21 protein-coding genes are annotated in these 18,315 nt (G+C 66.9%); 17 read left to right on the forward strand and 4 right to left on the reverse strand.

Going from position 1 to position 18,315, the window contains the following annotated elements; translation table 11 throughout:
* Nucleotides 1–47: 47 nt before the first annotated feature.
* Genes H590_RS0103120 through H590_RS14610 form a run of 3 tightly spaced genes read left to right on the forward strand, consistent with a single transcriptional unit; the run spans nt 48 to nt 2,787 of the window.
* On the forward strand, nt 48–1,550 hold the full coding sequence (locus tag H590_RS0103120) for a class I adenylate-forming enzyme family protein (protein WP_028702412.1): 1,503 nt from the start codon (nt 48–50) through the stop codon (nt 1,548–1,550).
* Nucleotides 1,547–2,380 carry a hypothetical protein gene (locus tag H590_RS14605; RefSeq protein WP_051238120.1) on the forward strand — a complete coding sequence of 278 codons (834 nt, stop codon included), beginning with the start codon at nt 1,547–1,549 and terminating at the stop codon, nt 2,378–2,380. The genes H590_RS0103120 and H590_RS14605 overlap by 4 nt, the downstream gene beginning before the upstream one ends.
* On the forward strand, nt 2,377–2,787 hold the full coding sequence (locus H590_RS14610) for a holo-ACP synthase (protein WP_036980868.1): 411 nt from the start codon (nt 2,377–2,379) through the stop codon (nt 2,785–2,787). The genes H590_RS14605 and H590_RS14610 overlap by 4 nt, the downstream gene beginning before the upstream one ends.
* Here H590_RS14610 and nadE read toward each other — a convergent pair.
* Together nadE and asnB are read right to left on the reverse strand one after the other, a co-directional pair.
* Nucleotides 2,745–3,722 carry an NAD(+) synthase gene (nadE, locus tag H590_RS0103135; protein WP_028702413.1) on the reverse strand — a complete coding sequence of 326 codons (978 nt, stop codon included), beginning with the start codon at nt 3,720–3,722 and terminating at the stop codon, nt 2,745–2,747. The two genes, H590_RS14610 and nadE, sit on opposite strands and share 43 nt — an antisense overlap.
* Nucleotides 3,719–5,692, reverse strand: coding sequence for an asparagine synthase (glutamine-hydrolyzing) (gene asnB / locus H590_RS0103140; protein WP_028702414.1), 1,974 nt, complete (start codon nt 5,690–5,692; stop codon nt 3,719–3,721). Before asnB ends, nadE begins: the two co-directional genes overlap by 4 nt.
* 137 nt (nt 5,693–5,829) lie before the next feature.
* Here asnB and H590_RS0103145 point away from each other — a divergent pair, with 137 nt between their 5' ends.
* The 13 genes from H590_RS0103145 to H590_RS0103205 all read left to right on the forward strand — a co-directional run bounded on the left by H590_RS0103145 (nt 5,830) and on the right by H590_RS0103205 (nt 15,401).
* Nucleotides 5,830–6,090 (forward strand): acyl carrier protein, encoded by a 261-nt coding sequence (locus H590_RS0103145; protein WP_028702415.1) that lies wholly within the window; start codon nt 5,830–5,832, stop codon nt 6,088–6,090.
* Between the two features lie 48 nt (nt 6,091–6,138).
* Nucleotides 6,139–6,699 (forward strand): serine O-acetyltransferase, encoded by a 561-nt coding sequence (locus H590_RS0103150; RefSeq protein ID WP_232020948.1) that lies wholly within the window; start codon nt 6,139–6,141, stop codon nt 6,697–6,699.
* A gap of 202 nt (nt 6,700–6,901) precedes the next feature.
* Complete coding sequence (locus tag H590_RS19035; RefSeq protein ID WP_232020949.1) at nt 6,902–7,438, forward strand: cyanate permease; 537 nt, start codon at nt 6,902–6,904, stop codon at nt 7,436–7,438.
* Between the two features lie 80 nt (nt 7,439–7,518).
* Nucleotides 7,519–7,782 carry an AtpZ/AtpI family protein gene (locus H590_RS0103160; RefSeq protein ID WP_036980871.1) on the forward strand — a complete coding sequence of 88 codons (264 nt, stop codon included), beginning with the start codon at nt 7,519–7,521 and terminating at the stop codon, nt 7,780–7,782.
* Nucleotides 7,779–8,561, forward strand: a complete 783-nt coding sequence (atpB, locus tag H590_RS0103165) for a F0F1 ATP synthase subunit A (protein ID WP_028702418.1) — start codon at nt 7,779–7,781, stop codon at nt 8,559–8,561. The genes H590_RS0103160 and atpB overlap by 4 nt, the downstream gene beginning before the upstream one ends.
* A gap of 82 nt (nt 8,562–8,643) precedes the next feature.
* Complete coding sequence (atpE, locus tag H590_RS0103170; RefSeq protein WP_028702419.1) at nt 8,644–8,865, forward strand: ATP synthase F0 subunit C; 222 nt, start codon at nt 8,644–8,646, stop codon at nt 8,863–8,865.
* A 23-nt stretch (nt 8,866–8,888) separates the two neighbouring features.
* Nucleotides 8,889–9,452: a F0F1 ATP synthase subunit B gene (locus H590_RS0103175; RefSeq protein WP_028702420.1), complete on the forward strand. Its 564-nt coding sequence runs from the start codon at nt 8,889–8,891 to the stop codon at nt 9,450–9,452.
* Complete coding sequence (locus H590_RS0103180) at nt 9,449–10,264, forward strand: F0F1 ATP synthase subunit delta (RefSeq protein ID WP_028702421.1); 816 nt, start codon at nt 9,449–9,451, stop codon at nt 10,262–10,264. The genes H590_RS0103175 and H590_RS0103180 overlap by 4 nt, the downstream gene beginning before the upstream one ends.
* Before the next feature lie 65 nt (nt 10,265–10,329).
* Nucleotides 10,330–11,967 (forward strand): F0F1 ATP synthase subunit alpha, encoded by a 1,638-nt coding sequence (gene atpA, locus H590_RS0103185; RefSeq protein WP_028702422.1) that lies wholly within the window; start codon nt 10,330–10,332, stop codon nt 11,965–11,967.
* A gap of 3 nt (nt 11,968–11,970) precedes the next feature.
* Nucleotides 11,971–12,891 (forward strand): F0F1 ATP synthase subunit gamma, encoded by a 921-nt coding sequence (locus tag H590_RS0103190; protein WP_028702423.1) that lies wholly within the window; start codon nt 11,971–11,973, stop codon nt 12,889–12,891.
* A gap of 11 nt (nt 12,892–12,902) precedes the next feature.
* Entirely contained in the window at nt 12,903–14,360 is a 1,458-nt protein-coding gene (gene atpD, locus H590_RS0103195; RefSeq protein WP_028702424.1) for a F0F1 ATP synthase subunit beta, read from the forward strand.
* Nucleotides 14,360–14,782, forward strand: coding sequence for a F0F1 ATP synthase subunit epsilon (locus H590_RS0103200; protein WP_028702425.1), 423 nt, complete (start codon nt 14,360–14,362; stop codon nt 14,780–14,782). Before atpD ends, H590_RS0103200 begins: the two co-directional genes overlap by 1 nt.
* A gap of 100 nt (nt 14,783–14,882) precedes the next feature.
* The gene (locus H590_RS0103205; protein WP_028702426.1) at nt 14,883–15,401 is read left to right on the forward strand and encodes a DUF2550 domain-containing protein; all 519 of its coding nucleotides are present in this window, start codon (nt 14,883–14,885) and stop codon (nt 15,399–15,401) included.
* 254 nt (nt 15,402–15,655) lie between these two features.
* On the opposite strand, the gene H590_RS0103210 is transcribed toward H590_RS0103205, so the two are convergent.
* Both H590_RS0103210 and H590_RS0103215 read right to left on the reverse strand, forming a co-directional pair.
* Entirely contained in the window at nt 15,656–16,327 is a 672-nt protein-coding gene (locus tag H590_RS0103210; RefSeq protein WP_028702427.1) for a cob(I)yrinic acid a,c-diamide adenosyltransferase, read from the reverse strand.
* 67 nt (nt 16,328–16,394) lie between these two features.
* Entirely contained in the window at nt 16,395–17,222 is an 828-nt protein-coding gene (locus tag H590_RS0103215) for an alpha/beta fold hydrolase (RefSeq protein WP_036980874.1), read from the reverse strand.
* A gap of 365 nt (nt 17,223–17,587) precedes the next feature.
* On the opposite strand from H590_RS0103215, the gene nucS reads away from it, so the two are divergent.
* A complete protein-coding gene (nucS, locus tag H590_RS0103220) occupies nt 17,588–18,301 on the forward strand; it encodes an endonuclease NucS (protein ID WP_028702429.1) in 714 nt (237 codons plus the stop codon).
* Nucleotides 18,302–18,315: the final 14 nt, after the last annotated feature.

Consider the following 18,315-nt stretch of genomic DNA (forward strand, 5'->3'; position numbering starts at 1 on the left):
CGAGCAAGGTGACATCCCACGGACTGAACGCCCGTTAACATGCAGCCATGAACACGGCTGAGTATCTGCTCGCCGGCGGTGCGGCCGGTGACATTTCTGTGGTGGACTCCGACGGCGCGCACAGCTACGCCGACCTGCGCGGCGAGGTCGCGCGCCGGCTCGAACTCCTCGACGAGTCGGGGCTGGGTCCCGGCGGCCGGGTCGGGCTGATCGGCGTCAACAGCTTCGGCTGGGTGGCCAGTTACCTCGCGGTGCTCGCAGCCGGCATGGTCGCGGTGCCGATCGCCGCCACCCTGCTGCCCGAGGAGATGTTCTCCCGAGTGGAGTGGCTGGGCGTCGGGGCGACCTTCCTCGGCCCCATCGAGGCGCGCCGGCTGGCGGGTCGGCTTCCGCACACCCTGGACCTCGGATGGGACGGCACCTCGGTGCCCGCCTCGGAGATCTCCGTCGTCGAGATCTCCGAGGACCGGGACGCCACACTCGAGTTCACCTCCGGGACCACCGGTCGGCCGCGGGTGGTGCGCATCACCCACGGCAACCTGATCGCCAACACCGAGTCGATCCTGGGATACCTGCCGTTGACCAGTCGGGAGCGGGTGTTCGTGGTCCTGCCGTTCAGCTACGTCTTCGGCGCCTCCCTGCTGCACACCCACCTGAGGATCGGCGCGACCCTCGTGGTGCAGCGCAGCGCTGCCTTCCCCCAGCAGATGGTCGACCGGATGGCGTTGGAGCACTGCACCGGACTCGCCGGGGTGCCCTCCACATTCGCCGTCCTGCTGCGCAACAGCACCTTCGGACGACAGCCACTGCCCGATCTGCGCCTCGTGCAACAGGCCGGCGGGAAACTGGCACCTGCGATGGTCGATGAGTTGAGGAGAGCCCAGCCGCAGGCCCGACTGTTCCTGATGTACGGCCAGACCGAGGCCACCGCACGGCTGTCCTACCTGCCGCCCGAGGATCTCGACCGCAAACCGGGATCGATCGGTCGGGGAATCCCGGGAGTGAGTCTCCGGGTGGTCGGCGAGGACGGCGCCGAGGTGGCGCCCGGCGAGGTGGGTGAGATCAGGGCGCGCGGAGGCAACATCTCGCCGGGCTATCTGGACGACCCGCAGGAGACCGCCAGGCGGATGCCCGACGGCGAGTTGCGGACCGGCGACCTCGCCACCGTCGACGGTGAGGGATACATCTACGTGGTCGACCGTCGCGAGGACTTCATCAAGTCCTGGGGGGTGAGAATCTCCAGTCAGGAGATCGAGTCGGCCGCTCTTCAGCTCGACGACCTGGTCTCGGTCGCGGTGGTCGGCGTCCCCGACGACGCGGCGGGGGAGCGGGTGGAGATGGTCGCGGTCCGCAGGGACGGCTCGACCATCACCGAGCAGGACATCCTGGTGCACTGCCGGGCTCGGCTGGCCAGGCACATGGTGCCGGTGGCGGTCCACCTCGTGCCATTGATTCCCCTCAACAGCAACGGTAAAGTCGCAAAACAAGATGTCCGCGAACTCTGTGTCGGCTGGGGGAGTGCCGATGCGTCTCCGGAAGGGACACCATGACACGAAAACTTCTCCTCGTCGCCCTGGCCGTCACGCTCGTCGTGGTCGCCGCAGCATCGGCGCGGGTACTCCACGGCAGGTCAGCGACGGTGCCGGCCGCGGTGGAGAAGAAGACCCCCACCGCCACCGAACTCGCATCCTTCAGCGACAGGAAGATCTTCTTCGGGCACCAGTCGGTGGGCATGAACATCATCGACGGGCTCCAGGCGACGTACTCCCCCTCGGGCCGTCCGACCCTCACAGTGGTGGAGTCTCGGACGGCTCCTGCCAGGACCGGTGGCTACCTCGCCCACGCGCCGATGGGGGTCAACGGTGATCCGATCGGCAAGTTCGCCGATTTCACGACGGTGATGAACGGTTCGATGGGCAAGGCCGTCGATGTGGCCATGCTCAAGCTGTGCTACGTCGACGTGACCGCGCAGACCGATGTCGACGCGCTGTTCAAGAAGTACTCCGCGATGATGGCTCAGCTCGAGGCCGCACATCCCGACGTGACCTTCATCTACACGACCGTCCCGCTGACCACTGATCGCGGGTGGAAGCAGAAGATGAAGTCCTGGCTCGGCCGCGATGACCAGATGGGTCCTGCCGACAACGCCGCCCGGGAGCGCTTCAACCAGTTGGTGCGCAAGCAGTACAGCCAGACCGGTCGGTTCTTCGACATCGCCGCAGTCGAGTCCACCATGGACAGCGCACCGGCCGAACGCAAGCGCGACGGTGTGCCCTACTACGTGCTGAACAACGGGCTCGCCGCCGACCCGGGCCACCTCAACGGGGTCGGCTCACGGGCGGCCGCGGCGGAGTTCGTCAGCGTCGTCGCGGCTCAGTGACGCTGCGCGGAGTGGGTGTCGATGTCGTCGACCTGCTCCGCTTCCGCAGCCTGATCGACAGGCGGGGGCAGGCCCTCGCCAGGCGCTGGTTCGACACCGAGGAGCTGGACCAGCCGGGTGACCGGGCACTGAACCTGGCGCGGAGCTTCGCCGTCAAGGAGGCCGTTCTCAAGGCCCTCCGCCCGAGCGCGGTGCACCACCCGGCCTGGCGGGAGATCGTGGCCGTCGGGGATGGCGCCGCGATGACAGTGCGGTTGTCCGGGCTGGTCAAGAGGGAGGCAGACGCCTGGGGTGTCAGGTCGATCTGCGTCACGACGGCGGCGCGCGACCAGATCCTGATCGCGACCGCCATCGCCGAGGTCGCTCAGACCTCCGGCACCTCGCCCAGCAGCACCGGCCTGTCGTGAAGATAGGCGGTGGTGCGCCGCTTCTGCTCGATGTCTCGGACCACACGTCCGACCTGTTCCTCGGTGAGACCGGTAGCCGCGGCGATCTCGGACGTCGGGACGTCGTTGTTGTGGCCGTACAGGCACAGGTCCATGAGGTTGTACGGGAGGCTGAAGTAGAACTCCTCCTGGGACTGGGGCATCGAGTAGGTGTCGGTGGTCGGCGGCCTGGTCCGAATGCTCTCGGGTACCCCGAGGTACTCCGCCATGGCGTAGACCTGCGACTTGTAGAGGTGGGCGATCGGCTTGAGATCGGCCGCCCCGTCACCGAGCTTGACGAAGAACCCCTGGTCGTACTCGAGTCGGTTCGGGGTTCCGGCCACCGCGTAGTTGAGGCGGTCGGCGTGGAAGTACTCCAGGACCTTGCGGGTGCGCTGCTTGAAGTTGGTGGCCGCCACGATCTCGAGGTAGGCGTCGGTGGTCAGCCGGTGCGTCTCCTGGCTGCCGTCCGGGGCCTCCACCACGCTCGAGTAGATCCGGTATCGGTCGGAGTCGACCACACTCGGCAGCACGATCTTCGACCGGTATCCCGGACCGTACTCGGGAACCACCCGGCGGATCGCGTCATCGCGACGGCGGTAGCAGCCGAAGGCCTCCAGCATCGGGGAGATGTCCTCGTGGCGGGAGTCCACTCCCAGTGATGCGATGAGTTCGGAGCTGATCGGCAGCGTCTCGTCGGAGGACTCGGACTCCGGCAGCTGCAGGGCGAGGACCCGCTCGGGGCCGAGCGCCCGCACGCACAGGGCGGCCACCACGCTCGAGTCGATGCCTCCCGAGACCGCGACGACTGTTCCCTTGCGCCGGGCTCTTCGCAGGTAGCTGCGGATGCCCTCGGAGATCCGGGTGGTCTCCGCGGCCTCATCGATGCGGAGGGTCGCTGGGCCGAATGCGGTCATGATGTGCTCCTTGATCGGTAATCGAACACTGCGGGGTCGACGGGGGACTGGGCGGATCGCCTGGCGCGACGGGCCTGATCGAGCAGCAGCTGGGTCGACAGGACGGCCACCAGGCGCATGTTGTCGGTGTTGCTCATGCCCCGGCCCAGACGCCTGCGCGCCTTCGACATCAGGGCACTGACCATCGCGGGACGGAACACGCCGCTGCGGGAGAGCGCCTCGGAGGAGGTGACGTCGCCGACCCAGTCCGGTGTGCCTCCCGCGAAGAAACTCGCCGCATCGGGGGCCCGGTAGGGCTGCTTGGGGCGACTCAGGATCTCTTTCGGGAGCAGATCCCGGAATGCCAGCTTGAGCAGGTGCTTCTCGTCGAGTCCCTTGATCTTCTGCTCGGCGGGCAGGGTGGCGGCCAACCGGCTCACCTCGACGTCGAGGAAGGGGAACCGTCCCTCGACGGAGTTGGCCATCAGCATCCGGTCGCCCTGCGAGGCCAGGATGTAGCCGGGCAGCAGGGTCCGCATCTCCAGCCACTGCGCCCGGCCCAGCATCTCCCACCCGGAGCTGTCGGCCGGCATCGCGGCCACCAGGTCGTGGGCCGCCGTCGAGTCCACGCGCAGCTCGGGAGTGAGCATGGACTTCATCGTCGAGGCGGTCTCCCATCGCGGGCGGTGGGACATCGCCGGGTCGTGGGGATCCAGATTCTGGCCGAAGAACTGTGCGGCGAAGGCCGGTGCCCGGCCAGGGGACCGCTCCATCCAGGGGTAGAGCTGCATCACGGCGCGCTGACGGGCGTCCGGATCGGGGTCTGCGGCCCACATCTGACGGACCTTGGCCTCCAGGAAGATGTCATAGCCGGCGAGCACCTCATCGGCTCCCTCTCCGGTCACCACCACCTTGTACCCGCTCTGGTGCACCAACCTCGACAGCAGGAACATCGGGGCGGGGGCGGTGCGCAGCAGCGGGTGCTCGGCGTGCCACACCACCTCGGGGAAGATCTCGGCGATGTCTCGCTCTCCGACCTCGACCTCGTGGTGCCTTGTCCCGAGACGCCGGGTGAGCAGGTGCTGGAAGTGTCCCTCGTCGTGCTCGGCCGAGTCGAAGCGCAGCGAGAAGGTGCCCACCTCGACGTCGGTGAAGGAGGCGATGAGGGATGCCGTCACCGAGGAGTCGATACCGCCCGACAGATAGGCGCCGACCGGCACATCGCTGCGCTCGAAGCGCAGTCGCACCGCCGCGATGAGCCGTTCCCTCAGTTCCTGGGCGTTCTGCTGCTCCGATCCGCCACGACCCGTCGCGGGTTCGGTGAAATCGGGAGTCCAGTAGGACGACGTCGAGGAGTGCTTCCCGCTGACACACATCCAACTTCCCGGTGGAACCTGGCTGACCCCCTTGAACGTGGTGACCGGAGCCACCGGTGCCCAGAAGGTGAGGATCTGGTCGAGACCCACCGGATCCAGGTCCGGGCCAGCTTCCGCGACGGCGAACAGCGCCTTCATCTCGGAGGCGAACCGCAACTCGCCGTCGTGCCACGTGTAGTAGAGCGGGCGGACGCCGTAGCGGTCCCGGCTGAGGATCAGCTCGTCGGTGCGACGGTCCCAGATGGCCAGCGCCCACTGCCCGTTGAACCGGTCGAAGGCGAGTGGACCCCACTCCTCCCAGGCATGGACGATGACCTCGGTGTCGCACCGGGTGCGGAAGCTGTGGCCGCGGTCGGTCAGCTGGGCCCTCAGCTCCACGTGGTTGAAGATCTCCCCGTTGAAGGTGACCCACACCTGGGAGTCCTCATTGCACATCGGCTGGACGCCGTGGGCGGTGTCGACGATCGCGAGTCGGGTGTGTCCCAGGGCGACCCTGTCGTCGACGAAGTACCCGCTGCCGTCCGGACCGCGGTGGCGCAGAGCGACCATCATGGTCTCCACCCGCTCCGGAGAGGGAGGGCGTGCCATCGAGTAGGTGCCACATATGCCGCACATTTTCTCAGTGCTCCAGTACTCCGTTGTGCGTCGATCTCATTGCGACAGCCTAATGGGTGCAATGGTTCACCGGCAGGCCCTCAAAGAGGTGACATGGAATCGGCCCGGGACACCCCTTCACCGGGTATGGTCCAGCCATGCAGATCGACGACGCCACACTGCGCGAGAAGGTCCGGGGATTCGTCCTGGAGGACCTACTGCTCGGGGACTCCGAAAGGATGCCCTCCGATGACTCCTCATTGCTGGAGACTGGAGTGATCGACTCCACCGGAATCCTGGAACTCATCGAGTTCCTGGAGCAGAACTTCGGAATCCAGGTGGCCGACAACGAGACGATCCCGGAGAATCTGGACGGGATCGACCGCGTCGTCTCCTATGTGCTCAGCAAGCGATCCTGACCTGCGGTGACCCCGATGGGCGCACTACGGGAGGACATCGCGCGAGGAATGGCGGCAATGCTGCCGTCGGCCCCCTCCGCACGCACGCGTCTGCAGTATCTGCTGACGAACTCGGAGTTCCACTGCGTCGCGGCGTACCGGTTCGGTCAGCTGGCCAACGACCTCAGACGTCGGCACTCACCACTGGCGGTACCGGCGCTCGCGGTGCACCGGTTGGTCAACCGGGTCATCACCCACATCGATCATCTGGAGATCGCACCGGGAGCCAGCATCGGACCCGGCCTGCTGCTGATGCACCGGCACGGGGTGATCATCGGACCCGCGGTGATCGGACGCCACTGCGTGCTGCACCAGAATGTCACCATCGGTCAGCGGGTGGCCGGCGGGGACCAGGGAGTCCCGAGACTGGGCGATGACGTCTGGATCGGGCCCGGGGCCGTCATCACCGGAAGCGTCACGGTGGGTGACGGGGTGGCGATCTCGGCCGGCTCGGTGCTCTCGAAAGACGTCCCCGACCGTTGTCTGGTGGCGGGCAACCCCGCCCGGGTGATCGCCAAGGACTACGACAACTCCCGGATGATCGGACTCGGCGGGGAACCCGAGTCCTGACCTGCGAGCGGCCCGGTCGCCGACTCCGGGTCCGTCCGCAGGAGAACCAGGACCGCGGAGAGCTCACCGACCCGCGCGGATTCGGCCCCACCGGCCGTTTCGGAGACTGGCCGGAACGATCATCTGTGGTAATTTCCAGCTGCGAGAAGTGGACAGGCACTCACGATCGACGGGACGGGCACAGATGACCATGGAGATGGCCGTGCGTGAGAGTCCCGGTGGTTCGCAGCAGCCCGAGCGGCCCGGCTCACAGGCCGGCGGGTCCGACGCAGTCGGGTCCGCCTCGGACCGGCCCCCCTCCCACCGGCCGCCCCGTCGGGACCTGGCCGCCAGCCAGGTGAGCGCCCTGATGCGCACCGCCCTGGTCTGGGCTGTTGCCGGCGGACTGGTGGGCGCCGGCATGTGGGGTCTGTTCGGCCCCGGTCACCTCGACGACCTGGTGGGATCGGTCATCGGTTCCGCCCTCGCCGTGCTCTTCCTGTGGACCGGGAGGTCGGTCCATCTGCTGGTCGACGGCGGATCGATGGCGGGAGCTCTCATCCTGTTCGTCCTCCAGGTCGCGGTGCTCGGAGTCCTCGGCACCGCCGTCATCTCGGGTGACCTGCTCGCCCGCCTGGGGACCGGCCCGATGCCGGTGGTGACCACCCTTGCCGGGGTCGCCGTGACGTGGACCGTCGGAGTGGTGGTCGCGGCACGACGACCGCACCAGCGCATCTACCGGGATCCGGAGGACAGATGAGAATTCAGCCCTCGGCCTGTGTCGCGCACCCCGTTGGAACAGCCGCAGCAGGGGTCCGAACTGCTAATGTGAATTCCGTCATGAACAGAAACGCATCGCCGCGCAGACCCGCGAACCAGGGACACACCGGTTCGGGATCAGATGACGCGATGGGCGTGCTCAGCTATGTTCTGGCCGGCCTACTCCTGTACGGCGGGCTGGGCTGGCTCATCGGTCACTGGCTTCATCAGAACTGGATCTTTCCGATCGGGATGATCCTCGGCCTGGCCGCAAGTGTCTATGTCATCGTGAAGAGATACGGGTCCGAGATCCCTGTCTCCGGCGAGAAGAAGGAGAAGAAGTGAGCCACGGGCTGTTCGTGCCGCTGGAGTACCACACCCCAGGTCTCGACGACTTCAGGTATCCGGGGACATTCGGCGTCTCATGGATGGACAAGCCCTTCTGGCAGGCGATCATCGCCACGGTGATCGTGATCGGCCTGTGGCTGTGGCTCAGCCACTCCATGAAGGTGGTGCCGGGCAAGAGGCAGGTCTTCGCGGAGTACTGCTACAACTTCATCCGCAACTCCTTGGTCCGCGACATCATCGGCACCGGGTACCGCCGGTGGCTGCCCTATCTCGTGGCCCTGTTCAGCTTCATCCTGGTGAACAACTGGTTCGGGGAGCTGTTCATCTTCATGTTTCCCACCTTCTCGCACGTCGGGTACGTCTACGGCATGGCGCTGGTCTCCTGGGTGGTCTACATCGCCGCCGGGATCCAGGCGAAGGGGCCGTTGAAGTTCTTCAAGAACTCGATCCTTCCCCCCGATGTCCCGGTGGCCCTGTGGATCCTCATCATTCCGTTGGAGATCCTGTCGAACTTCATCACCCGGCCCGTCACCCTGGCCCTGCGACTGTTCGTCAACATGTTCGCCGGTCACCTCATCATCCTGATCTTCCTGGTCGGTGGGGGATATCTCCTCACCTATGCCGGCAATCCGCTGTACAACGTCACGGGGGTGGTGTCGATCATCTTCAGCGTCGCCCTCTTCGGACTGGAACTGTTCGTCGGCTTCCTGCAGGCCTACGTCTTCACCGTCCTGTCCGCGCAGTACGTCTCCACATCGATCTCGGCCGAGCACTGAGATCACACTGAGTTTCGTCCCCAGTCCGGGGACGTAGATGAGAAACGCCCCCGGCGGGGCACAATCCGGAAGGAAACACTCCATGGTTCCCATGCTTATCGGCGGTTCTCTGAACGCCATCGGGTACGGCATCGCCACGCTGGGCCCTGGCATCGGCGTCGCAATGATCTTCTCCGCCGTCATCAACGGCACCGCCCGTCAGCCTGAGGCCCGGCCCGCCATGATGACCACTGCCTTCATCGGCTTCGCCGTGGTCGAGGCCCTGGCCCTGTTCGGCTTCGCGCTGGCGTTCATCGTCTCGTGACTGCGGCCCTCGTGAGTACAGTCATGACTGCGCCGCCGACGGCTCTGCTGGTGAACCTCGGCCCGCTGATGCCCGAGCACCCCATCGAGATCATCCTCGGCATTGTCCTGGTCCTCATCATCACCTGGGCCTGCGCCAAGTTCATCGTCCCTCGCTTCGAGGACATGTACCACGAGCGTTCGGAGACCATTCAGGGTGGCATCGAGCGCGCCGAGAAGGCTCAGCAGGACGCCCGGGCTGCTCTCGAGCAGTACCAGGCTCAGCTCGCCGGTGCCCGCGACGAGGCCGCCCAGATCCGTGAGGACGCCAAGACGCAGGGCGCCCAGATCGTCGCCGAGATGAGGACCAACGCGCAGGCCGAGGCCAATCGCATCTCGGCCCAGGCCAGCGCCCAGATCAAGGCCCAGCGCGACCAGGCGGTCGCCGAGCTGCGACGCGAGATCGGCGGACTGGCGACCAATCTGGCCGGCCGGATCGTCGGGGAGTCCCTGGACGACGACGAGCGGGTCCGCTCGACGGTCGACCGGTTCCTCGCCGAGCTCGCGGTGCAGCCGGCCAAGTCCTCCCAGGCGGTGGACAGGGCATGACCTCCGCACCAGCCGACTGGGGTGTCGCCGCAGAGCGCACGGCCACCCTCGATGCCGCACTCGACGGCGTCTCGGTGACCGGTCACCTCAGCGAGGAACTGTTCGCGGTCGTCGACCTGCTCAACGCCCAGCCGACCCTGTGCCGGGCACTGAGCGATGCCGGCAGTCCGGCACCGGCCAGGCAGAAGCTCGCCTCGCAGTTGCTGTTGGACCAGCTGAGCGCCGAGGCGTTGACGGTCGTCGAGGCCGCGGCGGCAGTGCGCTGGCCCTCCTCGGCCGGGCTGTCAGGAGGACTGGAGCGCCAGGCCGTGCGGGCCCTGCTGCTGACAGCTGTCAGCGCCGGGCAGGCCGACCAGGTCGAGGAGGAGCTGTTCCGGCTCCGCCAGACGGTGCTCGGGGACCTCGACCTGTCGGTCGCCCTGGAGGATCGCGACAGGCCGGTCGCCGATCGCCGCGAACTGGTGAGATCGCTGCTGGCCGACCGGTCGACCAGCCAGACCGGGGAACTGGCCGCCAGGGCAGTGCCCACCACCGGGCGCGCCCACTACGAGCAGGTCCTGGCACGCTACCTGGAGCTGTCGGCGGACCTGCGCGGTGCGTCGATCGCGGTGGTGACCACCGCCCGCGCGCTGAGCACCGCCCAGCGCGAGGAGATGGTCAACCAGCTGGAGCGCATCACCGGCCACCACATCGACCTGCGCGAGACGGTCGATCCGTCGGTGCTGGGCGGGGCCAGGATCAACCTTCCCGATGAGGTCATCGACGGCACCGTGGCGCGCCGTCTGGACCAGGCCCGACAGTCGTTGGGCTGACCAAGAATGTTCTACCCGTGGTCGGGCTGGTGCCGGACCCCCGAGTCAATGCTGAAGGAGAAGCAATGGCGGAACTGACGATACGTCCGGAGGAGATCCGCGACGCGCTGGACCACTTCGTCCAGAACTACAGTCCGGAGGCGGCCAAGCGCGAAGAGGTCGGATCCGTGATCACCTCCGGGGACGGCATCGCGCGAGTGGCCGGACTTCCCTCCGTGATGGCCAATGAGCTCCTCCAGTTCGAGAACGGCCGGATGGGCATCGCCCTGAACCTGGAGGAGCGCGAGATCGGCGTCGTCGTGCTCGGGGACTCCGAGGGGATCGACGAGGGATCCACGGTGCGCGGCACCGGCGAGGTGCTCTCGGTTCCGGTCGGCGAGGGTTACCTCGGCCGGGTCGTGGACGCGATGGGCAACCCCATCGACGGCCTCGGTGAGATCAGCGGGATCGAGGGACGTCGAGCCCTCGAGCTCCAGGCGGCCGGCGTGATGGACCGCCAGGAGGTTCGCGAGCCCCTGCAGACCGGCCTCAAGGCCATCGACTCGATGATGCCGATCGGACGTGGGCAGCGACAGCTCATCATCGGGGACCGCAAGACCGGCAAGACGGCCATCGCGATCGACACGATCATCAATCAGAAGGCGAACTGGGAGTCCGGGGACCCGACCAAGCAGGTGCGCTGCATCTACGTGGCCATCGGTCAGAAGGGATCCACGGTCGCCGAGGTCAAGGGCTCCCTGGAGAAGGCCGGGGCGATGGAGTACACCACCATCGTGCACGCTCCGGCCTCCGACCCGGCCGGCTTCAAGTACATCGCCCCGTACGCCGGATCGGCCATCGGCCAGCACTGGATGTACCAGGGCAAGCACGTCCTCATCGTCTTCGACGACCTCACCAAGCAGGCTGAGGCCTACCGGGCGATGTCCCTGCTGCTGCGTCGTCCGCCGGGCCGCGAGGCCTACCCCGGCGACGTCTTCTACCTCCACTCCCGTCTGCTGGAGCGCTGCGCCAAGCTCTCCGACAAGCTGGGCGGGGGATCGATGACCGGTCTGCCGATCATCGAGACCAAGGCCAACGACGTCTCGGCCTTCATCCCGACCAACGTGATCTCCATCACCGACGGCCAGATCTTCCTGCAGTCCGATCTGTTCAACGCCAACCAGCGTCCGGCCGTCGATGTCGGCATCTCGGTCTCCCGAGTCGGTGGCGCCGCGCAGATCAAGGCGATGAAGAACGTCTCCGGAACTCTCAAGATCGACCTCGCCCAGTACCGCGACATGCAGGCCTTCGCGATGTTCGCCTCCGATCTGGACGACACCTCGCGGTCCCAGCTGGACCGTGGCGCGCGCCTCATGGAGCTGCTCAAGCAGGGCCAGTTCTCGCCCTACCCGATCGAGAACCAGGTCATCAGCGTGTGGGCCGGCACCACCGGCAAGCTGGACAACGTGCCGGTCGACGACGTGCTGAGGTTCGAGCACGACATGCTGGACTACCTGGCCAACAACACCGAGGTGCTCACCGGTATCCGGGAGACCGGGACCTTCCCCGATGACTCCCAGAAGACCGCTGCGGCGGCCATCGAGAAGGTCAAGGAGTCCTTCAAGACCTCCGAGGGCAAGTACCTCGCCGGCCATGAGGAGTTCGAGCCGATGGATCGCGACGAGATCGACCAGGCCAAGATCGTCCGGGCCAAGCGGGGCTGACCGATGGCCTCCAACCTGAGACAGCTGCGAGATCGGCGCGACTCCGTCGCGACAACCCAGAAGATCACCCGTGCGATGGAGCTCATCGCATCGGCACGGGTGCCGAAGGCCCAGCGAGTGGTGCGTGCGGCCGCCCCCTACGCCCATGAGCTGAACCGGGCCGTCTCGGCGGTGGCCGCGCACTCCCACGAGGACCACCCGCTGACCAGGGGGGTGGACAACCCGGTGCGCTCCGGGATACTCGTGATCACCTCCGATCGCGGACTGGCGGGGGCCTACTCGTCCAATGCCATCAAGGCTGCCGAGGAGCTGACCGCCACCCTGGGCGACTCCCAGGAGGTGCGGACCTACCTGTGCGGTCGCAAGGCGATCCAGTACTACGAGTTCCGCGACCGGCCGGCGGCACAGACCTGGAGCGGATTCTCCGACGCGCCGACCTATCAGAACGCCCGTCAGATCGCCGACCGGTTGATCGCCGACTTCCTCACCCCGACCGAGGAGGGGGGACTGGACGAGCTCCATCTCGTCTACACCCACTTCAGGTCGATGCTCGTGCAGACCCCCAGGGTGATGCGGCTGCTTCCGTTGGAGGTGGTCGACGCCCCCGAGGACGATGACAGCGGTGACGGGGGTCACGAGGAGATCTTCCACGAGTACCAGTTCGAGCCCAACGCGTCCTCGGTGCTGGACAATCTCCTGCCGCTCTACGTGGCCAACCGGATCCACTACGCCCTGCTCCAGTCGGCGGCCTCCGAGCTGGCCAGTCGGCAGCGGGCCATGAAGTCGGCCACCGACAACGCCGAGCAGCTCATCCAGACGCTCTCGCGTCAGGCCAACCAGGCCCGCCAGGCCGCCATCACCCAGGAAATCACCGAGATCGTCGGCGGCTCGGCCGCCCTGACAGATTCCACCCCCGAGGAGTGAAGAGAGAAGCCATGACAGCTACCGTGACCAGTACCCAGGAGGACACCCGACAGGGCGCCACCGGCCGGGTCGTCCGGGTCATCGGCCCGGTCGTCGACGTCGAGTTCCCGGCCGGGCATCTGCCCGAGATTCTCAACGCTCTGCACGTCGAGACCGAGGTGATGGACCACAAGCAGACCATCACCCTGGAGGTGGAACTGCACATCGGCGACAACACCGTGCGGACCATCTCCCTCAAGCCCACCGACGGCATGCGCCGCGGGTCCGAGGTGACCGACACCGGCGCCCCGATCAGCGTTCCGGTGGGCGACGTCACGAAGGGCCACGTGTGGAATGTCACCGGTGAGGTGCTCAACGCCGATCCGGCAACCCTGGAGATCTCCGAGCGCTGGCCGATCCACCGGGATCCGCCCGCCTTCGACGATCTGGAGCCGGAGACCGAGATGCTGGAGACCGGCATCAAGGTGCTCGATCTGCTGACCCCCTACGTCAAGGGCGGAAAGATCGGCCTGTTCGGCGGCGCCGGCGTGGGAAAGACGGTGCTCATCCAGGAGATGATCTACCGGATCGCCCACAACTTCGGCGGCACCTCGGTCTTCGCCGGCGTCGGCGAGCGGACCCGTGAGGGCAACGACCTCATCAATGAGATGGACGAGGCCGGGGTCCTCAAGGACACCGCACTGGTCTTCGGGCAGATGGACGAGCCCCCGGGCACCCGTCTGCGGATCGCTCTGACCGGACTGACGATGGCCGAGTACTTCCGCGATGTCGAGAATCAGGACGTGCTGCTCTTCATCGACAACATCTTCCGGTTCACCCAGGCCGGTTCCGAGGTCTCCACCCTGCTGGGCCGGATGCCCTCGGCGGTGGGCTACCAGCCGAACCTGGCCGATGAGATGGGCCAGCTGCAGGAGCGGATCACCTCGACCAAGGGCCACTCGATCACCTCGATGCAGGCGATCTACGTGCCCGCCGACGACTACACCGACCCGGCACCGGCCACCACCTTCGCCCACCTGGACGCCACCACCGAGCTGTCGAGAGACATCGCCTCGCGAGGCCTCTACCCGGCCGTCGACCCGCTCACCTCGACCTCCCGGATCCTCGATCCGCAGTACGTCGGCCAGGAGCACTACGACACCGCGACACAGGTCAAGCAGATCCTGCAGCGCAACAAGGAACTCCAGGACATCATCGCGATTCTGGGCGTGGAGGAGCTCTCCGAGGAGGACAAGGTGATCGTCGGTCGCGCCCGGCGCATCCAGCAGTTCCTCTCCCAGAACACCTACACGGGCGCGAAGTTCACCGGAGTGCCCGGATCGACCGTGCCGATCAAGGAGACCATCGAGTCCTTCCAGATGATCTGCCGCGGCGACGTCGACCACATCCCCGAGCAGGCCTTCTTCAACGTCGGCAGCATCGAGGACGTGCAGAAGCGCTGGGACGAGATGCAGAAGAAGGACGCCTGATGGCTCCCAAGCCGTTGCACGTCGACGTGGTGGCCGCAGACCGCCAGATCTGGGAGGGCGATGCGGTCAACATCATCCTTCGCACCACCGAGGGTGACATCGGCCTGCTGCCGGGACACACCCCGATCTTCGCGAACCTGGTGCCCTGCGCCGCTCGGATCATCACCGACGACGGTCGCCAGGAGGTGATCGCCGTTGACGGTGGCTACGTGGCCCTCGACGACAGCGGGCGGGTCTCCATCCTGGCCCAGTACGCCACCCGGTCCGATGAGATCTCCAGCGCGGACGCCCAGCACGAGATCGACGTCATCTCGCGCAAGATGGACCGCAACGACGAGTACACCGAGGACGACGTCCACCGGTTGCACCTCGCCCAGGCCCAGTTGCTCGCCGCCAAGCACATCTCGGGGCAGAAGCCCTGAGATGACACCGTGGTAGTTCCACCAGACGATTCGATCATGCCGTGACGTCCGGACGAGACTCTCGTTTGGACGTCACGGCTTTTCGGTCTAGCGTGTCGCCATGGGCCCCGTTCACGTCAGTCTGCAGGTGGCGCTGGTGTCTGTCATCCAGCTGGAACTGATGGCGGCCGTGCTCGTGGTGGCGATCGTGGCGATGGCCATGGTGTGGCTGCTGATCCGCCACCAGATTCTTCTGAGGCGGCGCGGGGTGTTCGTGTGCGGCCTGAGGACCCTGGGTCCCGATGAGTCGGCGGAGGCCAGGCCCGGCAAGTGGATGCTCGGGCTCGCCCAGTACTGCGCCGGAGACTTCGTGTGGTACCGACCGATCAATCCCTGTCTGTCTCCCAGCGTGGCACTGCACCGCAGCAGTCTGGAGATGGCCGAGCACCACCGTCCGACCCCGGGGGACCAGATCCCCTTCATGATGAGCCAGGAGGTCATCACCTTGGTCACGGCGGCGTCGGGTCAGCGGAGCCGATGTCAGATCGTCGTGGACAAGGGTGTGCTCACCGGCCTGATGAGCTGGCTGGAGGCGGCTCCCCCGGGGGAGGCCAACCACCTCACCGCGCGCAGCATGTGACCTCCACCGACTGCTGTTGGCCCGCCTGCTGTCTCCCGGACAACCATTGCCCCGACTGTCACGGAACCGCTCGTGCCGAACCGTTGAACTCCTGAACCCCCCTCACTGCCCGAACCCCCGCTGTACTGCTGCTCCGGTCACGTCACCGGGGCATTTCTGCGTTCGGGGACGTGCCGGACCCCCGAGTCGGCAACAGGGCTCGGGGGTTCCCGGACACGCTCGCGGCGCAGCTCTTCGGAGGGCCTCAGTGAGGCTCAGTGGTGGCGCTTGGGGGCCTCGGCGTTGCGTTCCCCACCGGGAACCCACAGCACCTCGTCGCTGGCCCCGTCACTGGCGCGGTTGGCCGCCCGGGAGAGGATGAACATCAGGTCCGAGAGGCGGTTGAGATAGGTGATCGCCAACTCGTTGACCCCGCCCGGAGTGACCTTCGGGTCCTCGGAGGTCTGGGTGCCGTAGGTCTCCACCGCCCTCCAGGCGGCCCGCTCGGCGGTGCGCACGGCGGTCCGGCAGACGTGCAGCTGGGCCCCGACCGGATTGCCCCCCGGCAGGATGAAGGATCGCAGGGTGGGCAGGGCGTCCCCGAACTCATCGCACCAGTGCTCGAGCCGGTCCACACTGGACTGCACGGTGCGCAGCGGCTCCCACTGCGGATTGGCCACCAGCGGGTTGGCCAGGTCGGCGCCGACGTCGAAGAGCTCGTTCTGGATGATTCCGAGGGCCTCGCGGACCGGCTTGTCCAGGACGGTACCGACCTCGGGGTCTGAACCGCGGTCCAGAGCCAGTGCCAGGCCGATCGCGGCATTGGCGGCGTCCACCAGTCCGTAGGCCTCGACGCGGACATCGGTCTTGGCCGCCACCGAGTTGTCGACCAGCCGGGTGGTGCCGTGATCGCCGGTACGGGTGTAGATACGAGAGAGAGTCACCATGGGCCCCAGCTTACGAGGTCACCTCCCGCAGACCCGTGGGCGCGGTGGACAGCCTCAGGGACAGGGGTCACACATTCTCGAGGAAGCGGTGGAGCACCTGCACGAAGACCTCCGGCTGGTCGGCGTGCACCCAGTGGCCGGCGTTCTTGACCCGGACCCGCTGGACCCGTGGGAACAGGGCGGCCATCGCCGCCTGGTGCTCGGGGTGGACGTAGTGGGAGTCCTCACCGCTGATCCACAGCACCGGTCCGTCCCAGTGGCGTCCCCGGGTGTCGGGCCACTGGGCGACCTGGTCCATCTGGCTGGCGAGCAGGTCCAGGTTCATCTGCCAGTGCCACTGGTGACCGGCCGGGGCATGGACGTCGTGGCGCAGATTCTGCAGCAGGAACTGGCGGATCACCGGGTCCGGCACGCCGACCGACATCTGTGCCTCAGCCTGGGTACGGGTCCGCAACGAGGAGAGATCCAGTGCCTCCATGGCTCGGGTGAGAGGATCGAATCGCAGGTTCAGCGGCGAGACGACCGGGGCCATGTCCACCACGACGAGACTGGCGAGCAGCTCGGGGAAGTCCAGAGCGGTGCGCATCGCGACCTTGCCGCCCATCGAGTGACCCAGTAAGTGAACCGGGCGGTCGGGGGAGTGCTCGCGGATGGACCGGGCGACGCTGGCGGCCATCTGCGGATAGGAGATCTCGCTGGTCCATCCGGAACGACCGTGGTTCGGCAGGTCCAGCAGGACGCAGCGCCACCGGTCGCGATCGGTGGCGACCAGGTCCTTGGCGACCCTGGTGAAGTTCTTTCCCTGGCCGAAGACCCCATGGCACCAGACGACGGTCTCAGCGCCGTTCCCGATGGTGGTGGCATGCAGCTCGGTCGTGGCGGGTGTGGGTGTCATGATCGCGATCTCCAGCAGCCGGTGTGCCAGTGACGCCGTCGGGAGACCGGTGAGTCGGTGCTGAAACCGGTCGGTTCGTGGGGCCAGGCGACGATGTGAGGGGTCCCCGGGAGGATGGGGTGGAGGCAACCAGGGCAGGTGTACGTCTTGACCGCCCGGTCGGCTGGGACATTGCGCACCACGTGCGCGCCGTCCCTCTTCTGCTCGCTGTGGGCGTGCGAGGAGGGCTCCAGGGGCCGGATCTGTCGCAGCCTTCTGCTACTGCGACTCTTGTGACGGCCCATGCCTGCGATCATAGCGGGGCCGGCAGGGGTCACCTCTGATGAGCGCCGGGGCGGACGACGGGGGCAGTAGTATCGCCTCTCGTGCGACTCGTGATAGCGGAGTGCCAGGTCGACTACACCGGGCGACTGACCGCCCATCTGCCCTGGGCCAGACGACTCATCATCGTCAAGGCCGACCACTCGGTGAGCGTCCATGCCGATGATCGCGCCTACAAGCCGTTGAACTGGATGAGCCCGCCGTGCACCCTCACGGTGCGCGAACCGGCCGCCGACGAGGCCGCCGCCGTGGACTCGGTCGACTCGCGGATCAGCCAGGTGTGGGAGGTGGACTCACCCGGCGGGGATCACCTGCAGATCCTCATCGGTGAGGTCGATCTGGATGTCACCGAGGACCTCGGCGCGGACCCGGGTCTCCAGAAGGACGGCGTCGAGGCGCACCTGCAGGAACTGCTCGCCGAGAACCCGGAGACCTTCGGCGCGGGCTGGACGGTTGTCCGGCGGGAGTACATGACGCCGATCGGCCCGGTCGATCTGCTGTGCCGTGATGCCGAGGGCACCTACGTGGCGGTCGAGGTGAAGCGCCGCGGTGAGATCGACGGCGTCGAGCAGCTGACTCGATATCTCGACCTGATGAACCGCGACCATCTGCTGGGGGACCACGTCGACGGAGTGTTCGCCGCACAGCAGATCAAACCGCAGGCCCGGACGCTGGCCCAGACCCGCGGGATCAGCTGCCTGACGGTCGACTACGACGCCCTGCGCGGGATGGACCACCCGGAGGACCGGCTGTTCTGACCGGCCCCCCGCAC

Origin of the sequence: Acidipropionibacterium jensenii DSM 20535 (assembly GCF_000425285.1) — a bacterium.
Lineage (GTDB): Bacteria > Actinomycetota > Actinomycetes > Propionibacteriales > Propionibacteriaceae > Acidipropionibacterium > Acidipropionibacterium jensenii.